Annotated in this window: 14 protein-coding genes, 3 tRNA genes and 1 pseudogene; 12 read left to right on the forward strand and 6 right to left on the reverse strand. The window is 63.5% G+C overall.

Translation table 11 applies throughout. The annotated features are described in order from the left end of the window. Nucleotide 1: 1 nt before the first annotated feature. Nucleotides 2-1,363 (forward strand): P-type conjugative transfer protein TrbL, encoded by a 1,362-nt coding sequence (gene trbL, locus H0482_RS11880; protein ID WP_193730284.1) that lies wholly within the window; start codon nt 2-4, stop codon nt 1,361-1,363. Continuing rightward, nucleotides 1,360-2,049 carry a conjugal transfer protein TrbF gene (gene trbF / locus H0482_RS11885; RefSeq protein WP_193730285.1) on the forward strand — a complete coding sequence of 230 codons (690 nt, stop codon included), beginning with the start codon at nt 1,360-1,362 and terminating at the stop codon, nt 2,047-2,049. The genes trbL and trbF overlap by 4 nt, the downstream gene beginning before the upstream one ends. 5 nt (nt 2,050-2,054) lie before the next feature. On the opposite strand, the gene H0482_RS11890 is transcribed toward trbF, so the two are convergent. Continuing rightward, nucleotides 2,055-2,432, reverse strand: coding sequence for a nuclear transport factor 2 family protein (locus H0482_RS11890; protein WP_193730286.1), 378 nt, complete (start codon nt 2,430-2,432; stop codon nt 2,055-2,057). Between the two features lie 54 nt (nt 2,433-2,486). Between H0482_RS11890 and trbG the strand changes: the two genes are divergently transcribed. The 7 genes and pseudogenes from trbG to H0482_RS11925 form a co-directional block, all read left to right on the forward strand. Then, on the forward strand, nt 2,487-3,449 hold the full coding sequence (gene trbG / locus H0482_RS11895) for a P-type conjugative transfer protein TrbG (protein WP_193730287.1): 963 nt from the start codon (nt 2,487-2,489) through the stop codon (nt 3,447-3,449). Continuing rightward, entirely contained in the window at nt 3,446-4,573 is a 1,128-nt protein-coding gene (locus H0482_RS11900; RefSeq protein WP_193730288.1) for a TrbI/VirB10 family protein, read from the forward strand. The genes trbG and H0482_RS11900 overlap by 4 nt, the downstream gene beginning before the upstream one ends. A 1-nt stretch (nt 4,574) precedes the next feature. Next, nucleotides 4,575-4,796 (forward strand): DUF2274 domain-containing protein, encoded by a 222-nt coding sequence (locus H0482_RS11905; RefSeq protein WP_193730289.1) that lies wholly within the window; start codon nt 4,575-4,577, stop codon nt 4,794-4,796. 54 nt (nt 4,797-4,850) lie between these two features. Beyond that, complete coding sequence (locus H0482_RS11910; RefSeq protein WP_193730499.1) at nt 4,851-5,249, forward strand: hypothetical protein; 399 nt, start codon at nt 4,851-4,853, stop codon at nt 5,247-5,249. Continuing rightward, on the forward strand, nt 5,246-5,599 hold the full coding sequence (locus H0482_RS11915; RefSeq protein WP_193730290.1) for a toxin-antitoxin system TumE family protein: 354 nt from the start codon (nt 5,246-5,248) through the stop codon (nt 5,597-5,599). Before H0482_RS11910 ends, H0482_RS11915 begins: the two co-directional genes overlap by 4 nt. Beyond that, nucleotides 5,596-5,994 carry an HVO_A0114 family putative DNA-binding protein gene (locus tag H0482_RS11920; RefSeq protein ID WP_193730291.1) on the forward strand — a complete coding sequence of 133 codons (399 nt, stop codon included), beginning with the start codon at nt 5,596-5,598 and terminating at the stop codon, nt 5,992-5,994. Before H0482_RS11915 ends, H0482_RS11920 begins: the two co-directional genes overlap by 4 nt. A 2-nt stretch (nt 5,995-5,996) precedes the next feature. Beyond that, a pseudogene (locus H0482_RS11925) lies at nt 5,997-7,043 on the forward strand (recombinase family protein); the annotation flags it as partial. A gap of 576 nt (nt 7,044-7,619) precedes the next feature. Here the strand turns inward: H0482_RS11925 and H0482_RS11930 are convergent. Both H0482_RS11930 and H0482_RS11935 read right to left on the reverse strand, forming a co-directional pair. Further along, nucleotides 7,620-7,696: transfer RNA gene (locus H0482_RS11930), tRNA-Arg, on the reverse strand. 1,335 nt (nt 7,697-9,031) lie between these two features. Continuing rightward, nucleotides 9,032-9,106, reverse strand: a tRNA-Gln gene (locus H0482_RS11935). Nucleotides 9,107-9,277: 171 nt separating this feature from the next. Here H0482_RS11935 and H0482_RS11940 point away from each other — a divergent pair. After that, nucleotides 9,278-9,354: transfer RNA gene (locus H0482_RS11940), tRNA-Pro, on the forward strand. Between the two features lie 127 nt (nt 9,355-9,481). Here H0482_RS11940 and H0482_RS11945 read toward each other — a convergent pair. Next, complete coding sequence (locus tag H0482_RS11945) at nt 9,482-10,150, reverse strand: biotin transporter BioY (RefSeq protein ID WP_193730292.1); 669 nt, start codon at nt 10,148-10,150, stop codon at nt 9,482-9,484. Nucleotides 10,151-10,214: 64 nt separating this feature from the next. Here H0482_RS11945 and H0482_RS11950 point away from each other — a divergent pair, with 64 nt between their 5' ends. After that, the gene (locus H0482_RS11950; protein WP_193730293.1) at nt 10,215-11,108 is read left to right on the forward strand and encodes an MBL fold metallo-hydrolase; all 894 of its coding nucleotides are present in this window, start codon (nt 10,215-10,217) and stop codon (nt 11,106-11,108) included. Between the two features lie 83 nt (nt 11,109-11,191). On the opposite strand, the gene aroC is transcribed toward H0482_RS11950, so the two are convergent. Together aroC and H0482_RS11960 are read right to left on the reverse strand one after the other, a co-directional pair. Further along, nucleotides 11,192-12,307, reverse strand: coding sequence for a chorismate synthase (gene aroC / locus H0482_RS11955; RefSeq protein WP_193730294.1), 1,116 nt, complete (start codon nt 12,305-12,307; stop codon nt 11,192-11,194). Nucleotides 12,308-12,435: 128 nt separating this feature from the next. Further along, a complete protein-coding gene (locus tag H0482_RS11960) occupies nt 12,436-13,056 on the reverse strand; it encodes a histidine phosphatase family protein (RefSeq protein WP_193730295.1) in 621 nt (206 codons plus the stop codon). A gap of 117 nt (nt 13,057-13,173) precedes the next feature. Here H0482_RS11960 and H0482_RS11965 point away from each other — a divergent pair, with 117 nt between their 5' ends. After that, nucleotides 13,174-14,589 (forward strand): FAD-binding oxidoreductase, encoded by a 1,416-nt coding sequence (locus H0482_RS11965; protein WP_193730296.1) that lies wholly within the window; start codon nt 13,174-13,176, stop codon nt 14,587-14,589.

Here is a 14,589-nt window from a genome sequence, read left to right on the forward strand (position 1 = left end):
CATGGGCAACACGGGCGTCATCGACAATTTCCTTGGGGTCTTCACCTCCTACATCGACAGCGGTTTCGGGCTGCTCGGCGGCGAGGTCGCCTTCATCGCCACGACGCTCATCGTCATCGACGTGACGCTTGCCGCGCTCTTTTGGGCATGGGGTGCGGATGACGACATAATCGCGCGGCTGGTGAAAAAGACCCTGTTCGTGGGCGTCTTCGCCTACATCATTTCAAACTGGAACAACCTCGCCCGCATCGTCTTCGAGAGCTTCGCCGGCCTCGGCCTCATGGCGTCGGGCACCGGCTTTTCCGTCACCGACCTGATGCGGCCGGGCCGCGTGGCGCAGACCGGCCTCGACGCCGGCCGCCCGCTACTCGATTCCATTTCCGACCTGATGGGCTGGATCGTGTTCTTTGAGAACTTCATCCAGATCGCGTGCCTGCTGTTCGCATGGGCGCTGGTCGTGCTGGCTTTCTTCATCCTCGCCATCCAGCTTTTCGTAACCCTGATTGAGTTCAAACTGACCACCTTGGCGGGGTTCGTGTTGATCCCGTTCGGCCTGTTCGGGAAGACCTCGTTCATGGCCGAAAAGGTCTTGGGGAACGTGGTGTCCTCGGGGATCAAGGTCTTGGTGCTCGCCGTCATCATCGGCATCGGATCGACTCTTTTCAGCCAGTTCACGGTCGGCTTCGGCGGGGCGACCCCGAGCATCGACGACGCCATGGCGATTGTGCTCGCAGCCCTGTCGCTGCTCGGCCTCGGCATCTTCGGTCCCGGTATCGCCAACGGCATCGTCTCGGGCGGCCCGCAGCTTGGCGCGGGTGCTGCCGTGGGAACCGGACTTGCGGTCGCAGGTGCAGCCGTTGCCGCTGGCGGCGGGGCCATGCTCGCCGCCAAAGGTGGTGCCGCTGCCCTGTCCGGCGGGGCCGCGGCCGTCCGCGGCGGTGCGGCCACCGCGGGCGCGGCGACCGCCGCCTATAGCGTCGGATCGCTCGGCCAATCCGGCGCGGCCGGTGTCGCGTCCGGCCTCGGCGGCGTCGCGCGTGCCGCAGGATCGGCGGCTATCTCGCCCCTCAAACGCGCCGCCGCCCGCGCCGGCGAATCCGTCAAATCCAGCTTCTCCGCTGGCGCGAAGGCTGGATTCGGCGCGTCGGGCGGCAGCTCGACCATGGGCACGGTCGGCGGCGCGAGCGCCGATCCTGCCGCAGCAGCGTCCGGCCCGGCCGGCAGCCCGCCCGCATGGGCGCAGCAGATGCGCCGCTCGCAGGCAATGAACCACGGCACCACCATGGCCGCCCATGCAGTGCGCTCCGGCGACAGCCATGGCTCCGGTTCCTCCATCAACCTTTCCGAAAGTGACCGCTCATGAGCATCTTCAAACGACCAGCAACCCATTACGGCAAATCGACGGAACCCGAGACACCCTATCAGAAGGCCGCGCAGGCGTGGGACGAGCGCATCGGCTCGGCCCGCGTGCAGGCGAAGAACTGGCGCTACATGGCGTTCGGTTCGCTGATCCTTTCGGCCGGCTTCGCCTCGGCACTGGTCTGGCAGTCCGCGCGCGGGACCGTGGTGCCTTGGGTGGTGCAAGTGGACAATCTCGGTCAGGCGCAGACCGTCGCACCTGCCAACGCCGACTATCGGCCGACCGATCCGCAGATTGCTTTCCATCTCGGCCGCTTCATCGAGCAGGTCCGCGCGATCCCGGCCGACGCGATCATTGTCCGCCAGAACTGGCTTCGCGCCTACGAATGGACCACGGATCGCGGCGCGGCGGCGTTGAACGATTACGCCCGCGCCAATGACCCTTTCACGAAGGTCGGCCGCCAGCAGATCGCCGTGGAGGTGTCCAGCGTCATCCGGGCATCGCCCAACAGCTTCCGCGTCGCGTGGACGGAACGTCATTTCGAGAACGGCCAGCTTTCGACGACCGAACGGTGGACAGCCATCCTCACCATCGTCATCCAGCCGCCGCGCGACGCCGAGCGCCTGCGCGCCAATCCGCTCGGTATCTACGTCAATGCAATTTCATGGTCGCGGGAGATGAGCCAATGAAAACGTCAGCTTGCATCAATCACCTCGCTGATCTTCCCATCGGAGATCATGAAGAACGAGGTGCCCGTCATCTCGATCTCCTGCCCGGCCTTCCAGCCGTTGGGCAGGTCGGCCTTGACCTTGGCGCGATAGCCGATGCGCACCGCTGCACGGTCTTCAATGGCGATGCAGTCGAGGATCGTCTGTTCTCTTTCAGCAAACAATTGGACGCCTTGTTCCGCCAGTGCGCGAAATGCCTCGATCCCGTGCGTTTCGTTCGTCATCTCTCCGTTCGATCTGTTGATAAACCGAACATTGCCCGACAGACAGTCAAGCATCGCCTGAACATTCATCCTGTTGTAGGCGTCGATATACCGGGCAACAATCGTCGGCACAGAATCCATCCTGCCAGCTCCTCCTTACTGATCCTGAAGCCGCTACCCTATGCGACTTTTGTGATGGTCGTGGCAATCGCTTTGGCAGGCTGTGCGACCAATCGGACGCCGCAATTCAGCTATGATGCCAGCGTTCCACCGCTGCCCACCGTGCAGGCGGCGGCGACCGACAACACGCCTCGGCCGCTGCATGTGCCCCCCGCATGGACCGTGGCGCGCGGCGGCACCGCCGCAGGCACGCCAACCGGCCGCGTCGAGAACGCCAATGCCGCCGCCCGCGTCGAGCCGCGCCGGGAAGGCTACTACAACGCCATCCAGATTTATCCGTGGAGCGAAGGCGCGCTCTATCAGGTCTATGCGGCGGTCGGGCAGATCACCACCATTGCGCTGGAGCCGGGCGAGAGCCTGACAGGCGCGGGGCCGATCGCGGCAGGCGACACCGCCCGCTGGATCATCGGCGACACCGAGAGCGGCAGCGGAGCAAACCGCCGTGTCCATATCCTCGTGAAGCCGACGCGGCCGGACATTTCCACCAACCTTGTCATCACCACCGACCGGCGCACTTACATGCTCGAGCTGCGCGCTCGGGAATCGCTCTATATGCCGGCCGTGGCATGGGCCTATCCCACACCGCCGGCCGGCCAGCGCCAGACGGTCCCGGTCGCACCCCTGATCCCGGCCGAGGCGGCGCGGAACTATCGCTACGCCTTGCAGGTGCAGGGCGACAGCCCGCCGTGGCGGCCGGTTTCCGTCTTCGACGATGGCCGGCGCGTCTATGTCGTTTTCCCGGCCGGGATCGTGCAGGGCGAGATGCCGCCGATCTTCGTGCTCGGCTCCAATGGCGAGCCGCAGATCGTCAACAGCCGAATCCATCAGAACATCTTGATCGTGGACAGGCTGTTCGGCGCGGCCGATCTGCGCCTTGGCAGCGGCAACCGCCAGCAGGTCGTCAGGATCGTCCGCACCAACCCGACACAGGCCGCAGCAGAGCCAGCCAGCACGACCACGGGAGGATCGTCCTCATGAGCGATACCGATACCGCTGCCCCCATGCGCCTGCGCGCCGAAACGCCCAGCGTCACCCGCCTGTCCCGCAAGATGCTGGCAGGCGTCGGGGCCGTCGCGCTTCTCGGCATCGGCGGGGCGCTGATCTATGCGCTCCAGACCCGCGACGGGGGACCGGGCGGCGGCGAACTCTATTCGACCGAGAACCGCCCCACGGCGGACGGCCTGTCCGGTCTGCCAAGCGACTACAGCGGGCCGGTGCTCGGTCCCGCGCTACCCGGAGATTTAGGCCGCCCGATCCTCGACGCGCAGAACCGGGGACAGCCCATTGCAACGCCGGCCATCACGACGCCTGCCGTCGATCCCGACGAACAGCGCCGTCTCGCCGAGGAAGAAGCCGCGCGCTTGAGCAACGTGTTTTTCCAGTCCGGCCCGCGCACGGGAGCGCCGGCAGGAACGGCCATGCCCGGCCTCGCCGGGCTTGGCCTCGGCGGGCAGCCCGCGACACAGGATCGCCACGCGGCTTTCCTCAACGGGCCGGTGGACCGGCAGACCGTCGCGCCGGATCGCGTCGCGCCGCCGGCATCGCCCTACATCCTTCAGGCTGGGGCCGTGATCCCGGCCGCGCTCATCACCGGCATCCGTTCCGACCTTCCGGGCCAGATCACCGCGCAGGTGACGGAGAACGTCTATGACAGCCCGACCGGCTCGCTGCTTCTGATCCCGCAGGGGACGCGCATCATCGGCCAATATGATGACGGCGTGACCTTCGGCCAGCGCCGCGTGTTGCTGGTGTGGAATCGCCTGATCCTGCCGGGCGGACGCTCCATCGTCCTTGAGCGCCTTCCGGGCGCGGATGCCAGCGGTTACGCCGGCCTTGAGGATGGCGTCGATTATCATTTTTGGGATCTGATGAAGGCCGCAGGGCTGTCCACGCTGCTCGCAGTCGGCACGGAGCTGGCGACCAGTGACGAGGACCGGCTGATCCGGGCCATCCGCGACGGCCCGCAGGACACAATTAATCAGGCCGGGCAGCAGATCGTGCAGCGTCAGTTGCAGGTTGCCCCGACGCTCACCATCCGGCCGGGTTTCCCGGTCAGGATCATCGTCACCCGTGATTTGGTATTCGAGAACGCAGGAGGCTAATGTGACCAAGCTGAAACTCGGCCCGCTGCCCGACGACAAGCCCGTGAAGGTCGCGGTGGAACTGCCCCCAACGCTCCACCGCGATCTGGTCGATTACGCCGAGGTGCTGGCCCGCGAAACCGGCCAGCCCGTTGCCGATCCCGTCAAGCTCATCGTGCCCATGCTTGAACGCTTCATCGCCACGGATCGCGGTTTCGTCAAGGCTCGGCGAGCTGCAAGTTAAGCCCCATCCTGACAGGGGTGCCGCCAGCGCATCACCGCAAATGCGGCACGCTACATGCCGCCGACTGCCCTCCATGGTTCGCTTAATTCCGGGGCCTTGAGCGCCCCGGAATCCACCAGAACCAAGGAGGATTCCATGTGCGCAGAGCGCCACCGCGCCCGCAAAGGGCGACCGCGACAGTCGATCCCCGAACCACTTCCCGACGATCTTTTCGACTATGCCGACGATCCCACGCCGGACGCTCGGACGCGAGCCGGCGACATGCCGCTTCTCGGCCCGGACGGACAGAGGATGCGTGTCACCGACGATTGGCCGGAGGACATTCCCGTCACCGAGGCCGAGATTGACGTGTTCGAGCGTTGGTTCGGCGATGTGTTCGATGAACTCTTGAACCCGAGAAAGCCAGATGACAGCTTGCAATTCCTATCACAAACTGATAGGAGAAAGAGGTGAGCGGGCATCGTGATCCGGGCCTCGACACGCTTCTGGACCTTGATGGACAGATGCTCTTTGTCGATCCCGAGGGCGGTCATTGGGTGAAGTTTGTCGTCACCCGCGTTCCGGCCTCGCCGGAAAAGCCGTACGGCCTCGATTACTCGCTCACGCTTCACGGGCCTTCGGGCGAACGGCTGGTCGGTTTCGACAACGCCCATCCGGTCGGCCGAGGCAGACGCGGCGAGCCGATGGACCATCGGCATCGCCTCCAGACCGTGAAGCCCTACGCCTACGAAGATGCGGCCACGCTGCTGGCCGACTTCTGGCAGGCGGTGGACGCGGTGTTGAAGGAGCGAGGTGCCCTATGACCACATTGAAAGTCGGGATTGCCGACTACGAAGAAATGAAAGCCCGCACCATGCGGATCGCGCGGGGTGAGGAAAAGTCTGCGCCCGGCGATCCGAAGGTATGGTTCACCTCGACCGAATCCTTTGCCAAGGTGCTGTCGACCGGGAACCGCGACTTGCTTCGCATCATCGCCGAGAAGGCCCCGGCGTCGCTGGAGGAACTGGCGGAAATCACCGGCCGGGCCGGTTCCAATCTGTCACGCACCCTGAAAACCATGGAGAGCTATGGCCTCGTGCGGCTTGAGCCGGGGCATGGGCGCAAACTCGCGCCGAAGGTGGTGCATGACCGGGTGGAGCTGGCGTTGCCCCTGATCGACTGCCCCAAGGCGAAGAAGGCTATGGGAGGCCGACCATGAACATGCACAGCCCAACCACTATCGCCCGCGCCGCCCTCTATCTGCGCGTCTCGACTGCCCGGCAGGCCGAGCATGACATTTCCATTCCCGACCAGAAGCGGCAGGGCGAAGCCTATTGCGAGCAACGCGGCTACCAACTCGTTGAGACGTATGTTGAACCGGGTGCAACCGCCACCAACGACAAGCGCCCCGAGTTCCAGCGCATGATCGAGGCGGGCACGTCCAAGCCCGCGCCCTTCGATATTGTCGTGGTCCATTCATTCAGCCGCTTCTTCCGCGATCACTTCGAGATGGAGTTCTACGTCAGGAAGCTGGCGAAGAACGGCGTCAAGCTCGTGTCCATCACGCAGGAGATGGGCGACGATCCCATGCACCAGATGATGCGGCAGATCATGGCGCTGTTCGACGAGTACCAGTCGAAGGAGAACGCCAAGCACGTCCTGCGCGCCATGAACGAGAACGCCCGCCAAGGCTTCTGGAACGGCGCACGGCCGCCCATCGGCTATCGCATCGTCGCCGCCGAGCAGCGCGGATCGAAGATCAAGAAGAAGCTGGAAATCGACCCGTTGCACGCCGACACCGTGAGGCTGATCTATCGCCTGTTCCTTGAGGGCGATGGCACGTCCGGCGCAATGGGCGTCAAGGCCATCGCCACCTATCTCAACGAGCGCCGTTTCTTCACCCGCGACGGCGGACGTTGGGGGCTGGCGCAAATCCACGCCATCCTGACCCGCACTACCTATATCGGCGAGCACAGGTTCAACACACGCTCGCACAAGGACCGGGAAAAGAAGCCGGAGAGCGAGGTCGCCATCATGGCGGTGCCGCCTCTGATCGAGCGCGAGATTTACGACGCGGTGCAAGCCCGCCTGAAATCCCGCAATCCCATGGTGACGCCTGCGCGCGTCTCCAGTGGCCCGACGCTCCTAACCGGCATCTGCTTCTGCGCCAAGTGTGGGGGCGCGATGACGCTGCGCACCGGCCAAGGCAGCGCGGGAGCGACATACCGCTATTACACCTGCTCGACCAAGGCGCGGCAGGGCAAGACCGGCTGCAAGGGCCGCACGATCCCGATGGACAAGCTGGACCATACGGTTGCCGATTATATCGGGGATCGCCTGCTTCTGCCCAAGCGGCTGGAAACCGTGCTCGCCAGCGTCATCGACCGCCGACAGGAACGCACCGAGCGCCGCCGCGAGCATCTTGCCGAGCTGAACCGGCGAATCACGGAAGCCGACCAGCGGCTCGGCCGTCTCTTTGACGCCATCGAAGCCGGCATGGTCGACAAGGACGACGCCATGGCGAAAGAGCGCATGGTGAGCCTCAAGGCATTGCGGGATCAAGCCGCTGCCGACGCCGAGCGCACGCAGCTCGCGCTCGACAGTTCAGGCAATCAGGGCGTCACCCCCGACATGCTCAAAGGGTTCGCCCGCAAGGCTCGTGAACGGATACGCCTAGACGATGGCGGCTACCGCCGCGATCATTTGCGTTCCTTGGCACAGCGCGTCGAGGTTGCCGACGACGAGGTTCGCATCATGGGATCGAAGTCAGAATTGCTGCGAACGCTGGTCGCCGCTTCAAGCGTAGAAACGGCGGCGTTCGGCGTTCATAGTTCTGTACTGAAATGGCGCACCCGACAAGATTCGAACTTGTGGCCTCTGCCTTCGGAGGGCAGCACTCTATCCAGCTGAGCTACGGGTGCTTCCGTGACGAGAGTGGAACCCTCGACCGGGCGCAACCTACTCAATGCACCTTCGTCACGCAATACCGAAGACGGGACTAAGAAAGAATTCATCGGATTGGTCCTGGAAGGGCTCGTTCGAACGTCACTGCCCCGCACTTCGTTTCTGAAGCGCAAGTGTGTGAGCGCAGCACTTCGAACAGCCATTTCCCCCTTTCCTCGGCACTAGTGATCAGCGTTCCAATTGCGCTACGGCCGGTTTCGGACGGGAATGGATACGCCTTTTTTCGAGAGGCCCATCAAGCGAAATCGCACACAATTGCGCTATCGACAGGTGAATAGCCCCGCGTTCTATAGACATCTTCGGGGTTAGTTTGGTGCCATTTCTCGAACTCGACGGGCGACAACTTGCTGTAGCAGACATGCTTGCGGGTGGGGTTGCAGACTATCCGGCGCCAGCACCCACGGCACAGAATCTGGCTGAATTTTAGCGAGAGTTCTGGCCCTGTGTGAACGACAAGAGACCCGGTATCCCGTGGCCAAATAGCTTGGGATCATCCATCTCGAGCTTTTCGGATGGCCGAGGCGGAAATCTACCTAGAGACACCCCGATAGCTGTTCAGATAAACCAAACCATCTCTCTGGGCGGTCAACGCTTCGAGCTTGCCTTCGTTGGTCTCATTAGTCATGCAATCTGGAAGCAAAGGCTGGCCTCTTCCGGAAATTGGGCAGCGCGGCGGAATTCGGCAGCGCCTACCTGCGGCTCCTGATCGAATTAGACGGCGGGAGCAATGCCAGGACGAGCCTGGTGAAAAGCCCGGCTGTAAGCTGCGTGGGCGCTGCCAATGCTCCCCATCATCTTCTCGGCAAGCTCTTGACTATCCCATTCTCGATCGATGGTGCTGGCTTCCCCGCTGAGCAGCGACGCGAAGGTCCCAGGTTGGCCATAGACATGCAGCCGTAACCGCATGTCACTGTGCCCCGGAGTTATCTTCCCAACCGCCATTGGCCGATCGCTCTTCGGGCTGAGCCATAATTTCTTGGGGCAGGCGAGCAAAATACTCGTGCAGCTCCTTGAGATTCATTGCGGACGCCCCTGGCGCGTAAAAAGCTTATCGCTATTTACAGTCAGCTGGGACGATAATATGCGAGCGCTTTTTTGGTCCCTATCGCCCAGTGCGATCTGATGGACGTACCTGTCTGGTTCAGGGCCCCAGCGGCGCCAGCAATAGGCAGGACTGAGGCGGAATCAAATGAGGATGGCAGGAATGGTCAGGCCCCAAGATGGAGCGCGCCTGTAATACACCTCTGCTCATAGAACTGTATTACTGCAAAATCAGAAAATTAGAAGAAAATTGGCTGGGGCGCCAGGATTCGAACCTGGGAATGTCGGTACCAAAAACCGATGCCTTACCGCTTGGCGACGCCCCAACTGGCGCGGTTCCTACACGGTTTGCCCCTGCTTCGCAACACGGTCCGCCGCTGTTGCGAAAAGGTTGTGGGAAGCGCTTGAACACTGGCGGGCGCACGGCTATAACGCCGCCACATCGTGACCGGCATCCGTAACAGATGGATGCGAATTTCCCGGGGTCACGGTCCTGACGGAGTATAGCGCAGCCTGGTAGCGCACCTGCTTCGGGAGCAGGGGGTCGGGTGTTCGAATCACCCTACTCCGACCAATCAGCCCCGGCCTTTCCGAAGGCCGGGGCTTTTGTTTGCCGCTTTTGTGCCGAAGCCCAATTCCGCCAGCTCAACAAAAAAGGCCGGCGTTCCCACCGGCCCTTTTCAGATTTTTGATATATTTGCTCAGCGTCTGGCGGCGAACAAGCCCCAGAGGCCGGTTACGGTCAGTGAGGCGAAGGCCATCTTGAGAATGTCCCAGACGATGAAGGGCTGGACGGCCTTGGCGAATGCCGACGCCAGGACATTGGTCTGGTCGACCCAGGCGGCGTGGCCGGCCATGGCGACGAGCCAGGCAAAGCCAAAGGCGAACATCACCGCATTGCCGATCATCATGGCCCCAAACAGGGTGAAGGGCCGGCTGGAAGCGCCACGGTCGGCGGCGTAGCCGATAATGGCGGCCATGGCCAGGAAGCCGAGCAGGAAACCGCTGGTGGGGCCGACAAGATAGGCCAGGCCGCCGCCGGTGGCGAAGACAGGGAGGCCAAAGGCGCCTTCGACGAGATAGAGCGCCACAGTGGCAACGCCGATGCGCATGCCGAATCCGGCGGCCAGGGCCGCGATAGCAAAACTCTGCAAGGTCACGGGAACAGGCCAGACCGGCACGTTGACCTTGGCTGCTGCGGTGATGAACAACGTCCCGAGAACGACGATTGCAGCATTGGCCGCCAGTTTGGCGACCTGGCTTTTGGGCTGGAATACGCCGAGCAGCGTATTGGGCGTGGTCAAAATCACGGCCATTTCGTACCTTCCATGCTTGAAGCGAATGCCTGTCCGTGCTTGGAGCAGGGTCATTCCGTCTCCGGATTCTTACGGTTTCTCGCCTATTGGTGCAATGACAAGCTCCGCTCCAGCCCTCGTGTTCGACACAGACTTCCGGCCCGAAATCGGGCAGGCCATTCCCGAGGCCCCCGGCGTGGTCCGAATCACCGCGCCGAACGGCTCGCCCTATACCTTTACCGGCACGAACAGCTTCCTGCTTGGCCATGAGCTTTTGGCCCTGGTCGATCCGGGCCCTGAGGACGCGGCGCATGAGGCTGCTCTCATCGCGGCAATCGCGGGGCGGAAACTGACCGCGATCCTGCTCACCCATACCCATCGCGACCACAGCGCCGCGGCGGCGAGCTGGCACAAAAAAACCGGCGCGGCGCTCTGGTTCGGGGGGCGACACCGGCTGTCCCGGCCGCTTCGGCCATTCGAGATCAATCCGATTCGCAATTCCTGCGACTGGGGCCTGGTGCCGGACAAGATCCTGCATGATGGCGACATCATCCAGGCCGGCGACCTCGACATTTCCATCCACACCACGCCGGGTCATTGCGCCAATCACCTCGCCTTCGGCCTCGTGGGAACCGACACCCTGCTCAGCGGCGATCACGTCATGGGCTGGAGTTCCACCCTGGTTTCGGTGCCCGATGGATCGATGGCGGATTACTTCGCCTCGCTCGACAAGGTAGCGGCCCTTTCCTATTCCCGCTACCTGCCCGCGCATGGCGCCGCCATCGCCGATGGCAGAGCCCAGGCGATGGCGTTGAAAGCCCATCGACAAGTGCGCAATCAGCAGGTGCTCGACGCCGTCGGCAATGGCGCCTATTCGCTTGGCAAAGTGCTGGACGCGATCTATCCCATCCAGCCCGCAAGGGTGCGGCTGGCCGCGCGCATGACCATCGCCGCCCATGTGGACTATCTGGCAGAACAGGGAAGCCTGCGCGTCAGGCGGAGCCCTTTGGGCATGCGGATAGCCCTGGCCTGAAGTGCAGTCGCACGCAAGCTCGTTTCGTCCGCCATTCCATCGTCATGGCCCGGTCTGTCGGGGCAGAAAAGACGGGGACAGCGCTAATTGCGCTGAAAACCCACCGCGCCTTCGCGCCCGGTCTGGCCGCGATGGCGCAGCATGTGGTCGGCCAGCACCAGGGCCATCATCGCTTCACCCACCGGCACGGCGCGAATGCCGACACAGGGGTCGTGGCGGCCCTTGGTGATGATGTCGGCGTCCTCATTGGCCGTGGTCACCGTCTGGCGCGGCGTCAGGATCGAGGAAGTCGGCTTGACCGCAAAGCGGCACACGATGGGGTCGCCATTGGAAATGCCGCCGAGAATGCCACCGGCATGGTTGGAGAGGAAATAGGGGCGGTCGGCCCCTGCCCGCATCTGGTCGGCATTGTCGACGCCGGTCAGCGCTGCCGCCTCGAAGCCCGCGCCAATTTCTACAGCCTTGACCGCGTTGATGCTCATCATGGCCGAGGCCAGATCGGCGCTGAGCTTGCCATAGACCGGCGCCCCCCACCCCGCTGGCACGCCTTCGGCCACCACTTCGATCACCGCGCCGACCGAATTGCCCTGCTTACGCAGCCCGTCGAGATAATCGGCCCAGAGCGCGGCGGCCTTGGCGTCGGCGCAGAAGAAGGGGTTTTCGCCCGTCTGGTCCCAGTCGAAATTGGCATAGTCGATCTTGTGCGGACCCATCTGCACGAGGCTGGCCCGGATGGTGACGCCCGCCAGAACCTGTCGCGCCACGGCGCCGGCGGCCACTCGTGCCGCGGTTTCGCGGGCCGAGGTGCGGCCACCGCCGCGATAATCGCGGATGCCGTATTTCTGGTCATAGGTATAGTCGGCATGGCCGGGACGATATTTGTCGCGGATGTCCGAATAATCCTTGGAGCGCTGATCGGTATTTTCGATCAGCAGCGAAATCGGCGTGCCGGTGGTGCGTGGACCATCCGTGCGCTCGTCCTCGAAAACGCCAGACAGGATTTTCACTTCGTCCGGCTCGCGGCGCTGCGTCGTATATTTCGACTGGCCTGGCTTGCGGCGGTCGAGATCGCGCTGGATCAGTTCCGGCGTCAAGGCAATGCCCGGCGGGCAGCCATCCACGACCACGCCCAGCGCCGGCCCATGGCTCTCGCCCCAGGTGGTGAAACGGAAAAGCTGCCCGAACGTATTGAAAGACATGAAACTCGCCTCGTGTTGGCGCCTTCATAAAGCGTTTTGCCGCCCGGAGGGAATTTCTTTTGAGGCCCGGCCCCGCCCGCCCTGTGATGCGGACACATCCAGGACGGTCGAGGGGCGTTGCGGAGAGCCTAAAGGTCTGCGGCTCCGATCAATTCCAACTTTCCGGGCGTGAAATGCATGATCACGTCCTGCGGCGGGGCCCAGTTGATCACTTCGATCACCGGCGCCCTCTCGATCAGCACGCGCAGCGTCCGGGCGATGCCGCCATGGGCCACCACGATGGATGGTCCCTTGAGCACGGCGGCGAATTCGGTCAGCCGCGCCTCGACATCGCGATAGTTCTCCCCGTTCTCGGGGCGGAAATCCCAATAGGTCTCGTCGCGATCACCCGGCGCCACGGCCATATTGGCGGGCAATTCCTCGTGCAGGCTTCCTTCGAGGATGCCGAAGCTGATTTCCATCAGCCGCACGTCATAGCGCACCTCCGGCAGGTGCTGGGGAAAGCCCAGGCGGACCCGTTCCATGGTTTCGCGTGTCCGCCCAAGCGGGGAGGCGTGCCATTCGAAGGCGGATGGATCGAGACCCCGCGCGGCGAACAGGGACGCAAGCGTCCTGCCGTTCTGGCTGGCCTGGCCCCTGCCCTTGTCATTGAGCGGTATATCCTTGCGCCCCTGATAGCGGCGTTCGGCGTTCCACGGAGTTTCACCGTGCCGGATGAAGAAAATTTCCGGCCAGACAAGGGAAGTCATTGCATCTCACGCGGTCAGCGTGTCCTCATGCTGGAGTCATGACCCTGCTTGTGGCACATGGGATCGGGGGCGGACAAGCTCGCCACCCGCTTATCTTGCCAGCTTCATGGAATTACCATGTCTCTCTCCGCCGCCGAGATCGTCTCCGCCCTTCGTGCCATAATCGGCAGCGACAATGTCGTGGGCGACACCGGCAGAATGGGCCCGTGGCTCAACGAGCCGCGCAAGCGCTTTCATGTGACAGCGGCGGCCGTGGCCATTCCCCCGGACATCGAGGCCGTCCAGGCCGTGATGCGCTGGGCGCATGAGCATGGCGTCGGCATCATTCCCCAGGGCGGCAATACCGGCCTGGTCGGCGCGCAGGTGCCGCTCCGGGGCGACGAAGTCATTCTGAGCCTCGCCAAACTCGACGCCATCCGCTCCATCGATACCGGGGCGGGCGTCATGGTCGCCGAAGCGGGCGTGATCCTCGAAAATGCACACAAGGCGGCCGAAAAGGCCGGGGCAATGTTCCCGCTCTGGCTGGCCTCGCAGGGTTCGGCCCGCATCGGGGGCGTTCTTTCGTCCAATGCCGGCGGCGTCAATGTGCTGGCCTATGGCAACGCGCGAGAACTGACCATGGGCGTCGAGGCGGTGCTGGCCGATGGGCGGCTCTATTCGGGGCTCAACGCCCTCAAGAAGGACAATACCGGCTACGATCTCAAGAATCTGCTGGTCGGGGCCGAGGGCACGCTGGGCATCATCACCGCCGCCAGCCTGAAACTCTATCCCCTACCCGAGGATCACGAGACGGCCCTGGTCAATGTCGCCTCGCCGCAAGCGGCCTTCGCCCTCTTCCAACTGATGCGCGAGCGCGCCGGGGCCCGCCTCAATGCCTTTGAACTCATTCCATGGATCGGGCTCGACATCCAGCTGCGCCACGGCATGCTCGATGCCGATCCCAGCGCCAGCGCCTCGCCCTGGTATGCGCTGGTCGAAATGACCCGCATGGCGGGCACCGCGCCCGGCTCGCTGCAATCCGCGCTGGAAGCGGCCTTCGAACAGGGACTGATCGCCGACGCCACTCTGGCCGAAAGCCTTGCCGAACGCAGCCGCATGTGGGCGTTCCGCGAGCAGATGAGCGAATGCCAGTCCCGCGAAGGCGCCTCGATCAAGCATGACGTTTCGGTCCCCATCGCCGCGGTTCCGGCCCTGATCGCCGAAGGCTCCGTCGCCGCCGAAAAGCTGGTGCCCGGCATTCGCCCGGTGCCCTTCGGCCATATGGGCGATGGTAATATCCACTTCAATTTTTCCATGCCCGTGGGCGCCGACCCCAAGGCATTCATGGCTCAATATGACGAGGCGATGCACGCGGCCATCTATGAGGTGGTTCTAAAATATGGCGGCTCCGTCTCCGCCGAACACGGCATCGGCCAGCTCAAGGTGGATTTGCTTAAACAGGTGAAAGACCCGGTGGCGCTGGCGATGATGCGCGCCATCAAGGTCGCGCTCGACCCGCGCAGCATCCTCAATCCGGGCAAGATGCTGGGTTAG

This window comes from Devosia faecipullorum (genome assembly GCF_015158295.1).
In the GTDB taxonomy this organism is placed as follows: Bacteria; Pseudomonadota; Alphaproteobacteria; order Rhizobiales; family Devosiaceae; genus Devosia; species Devosia faecipullorum.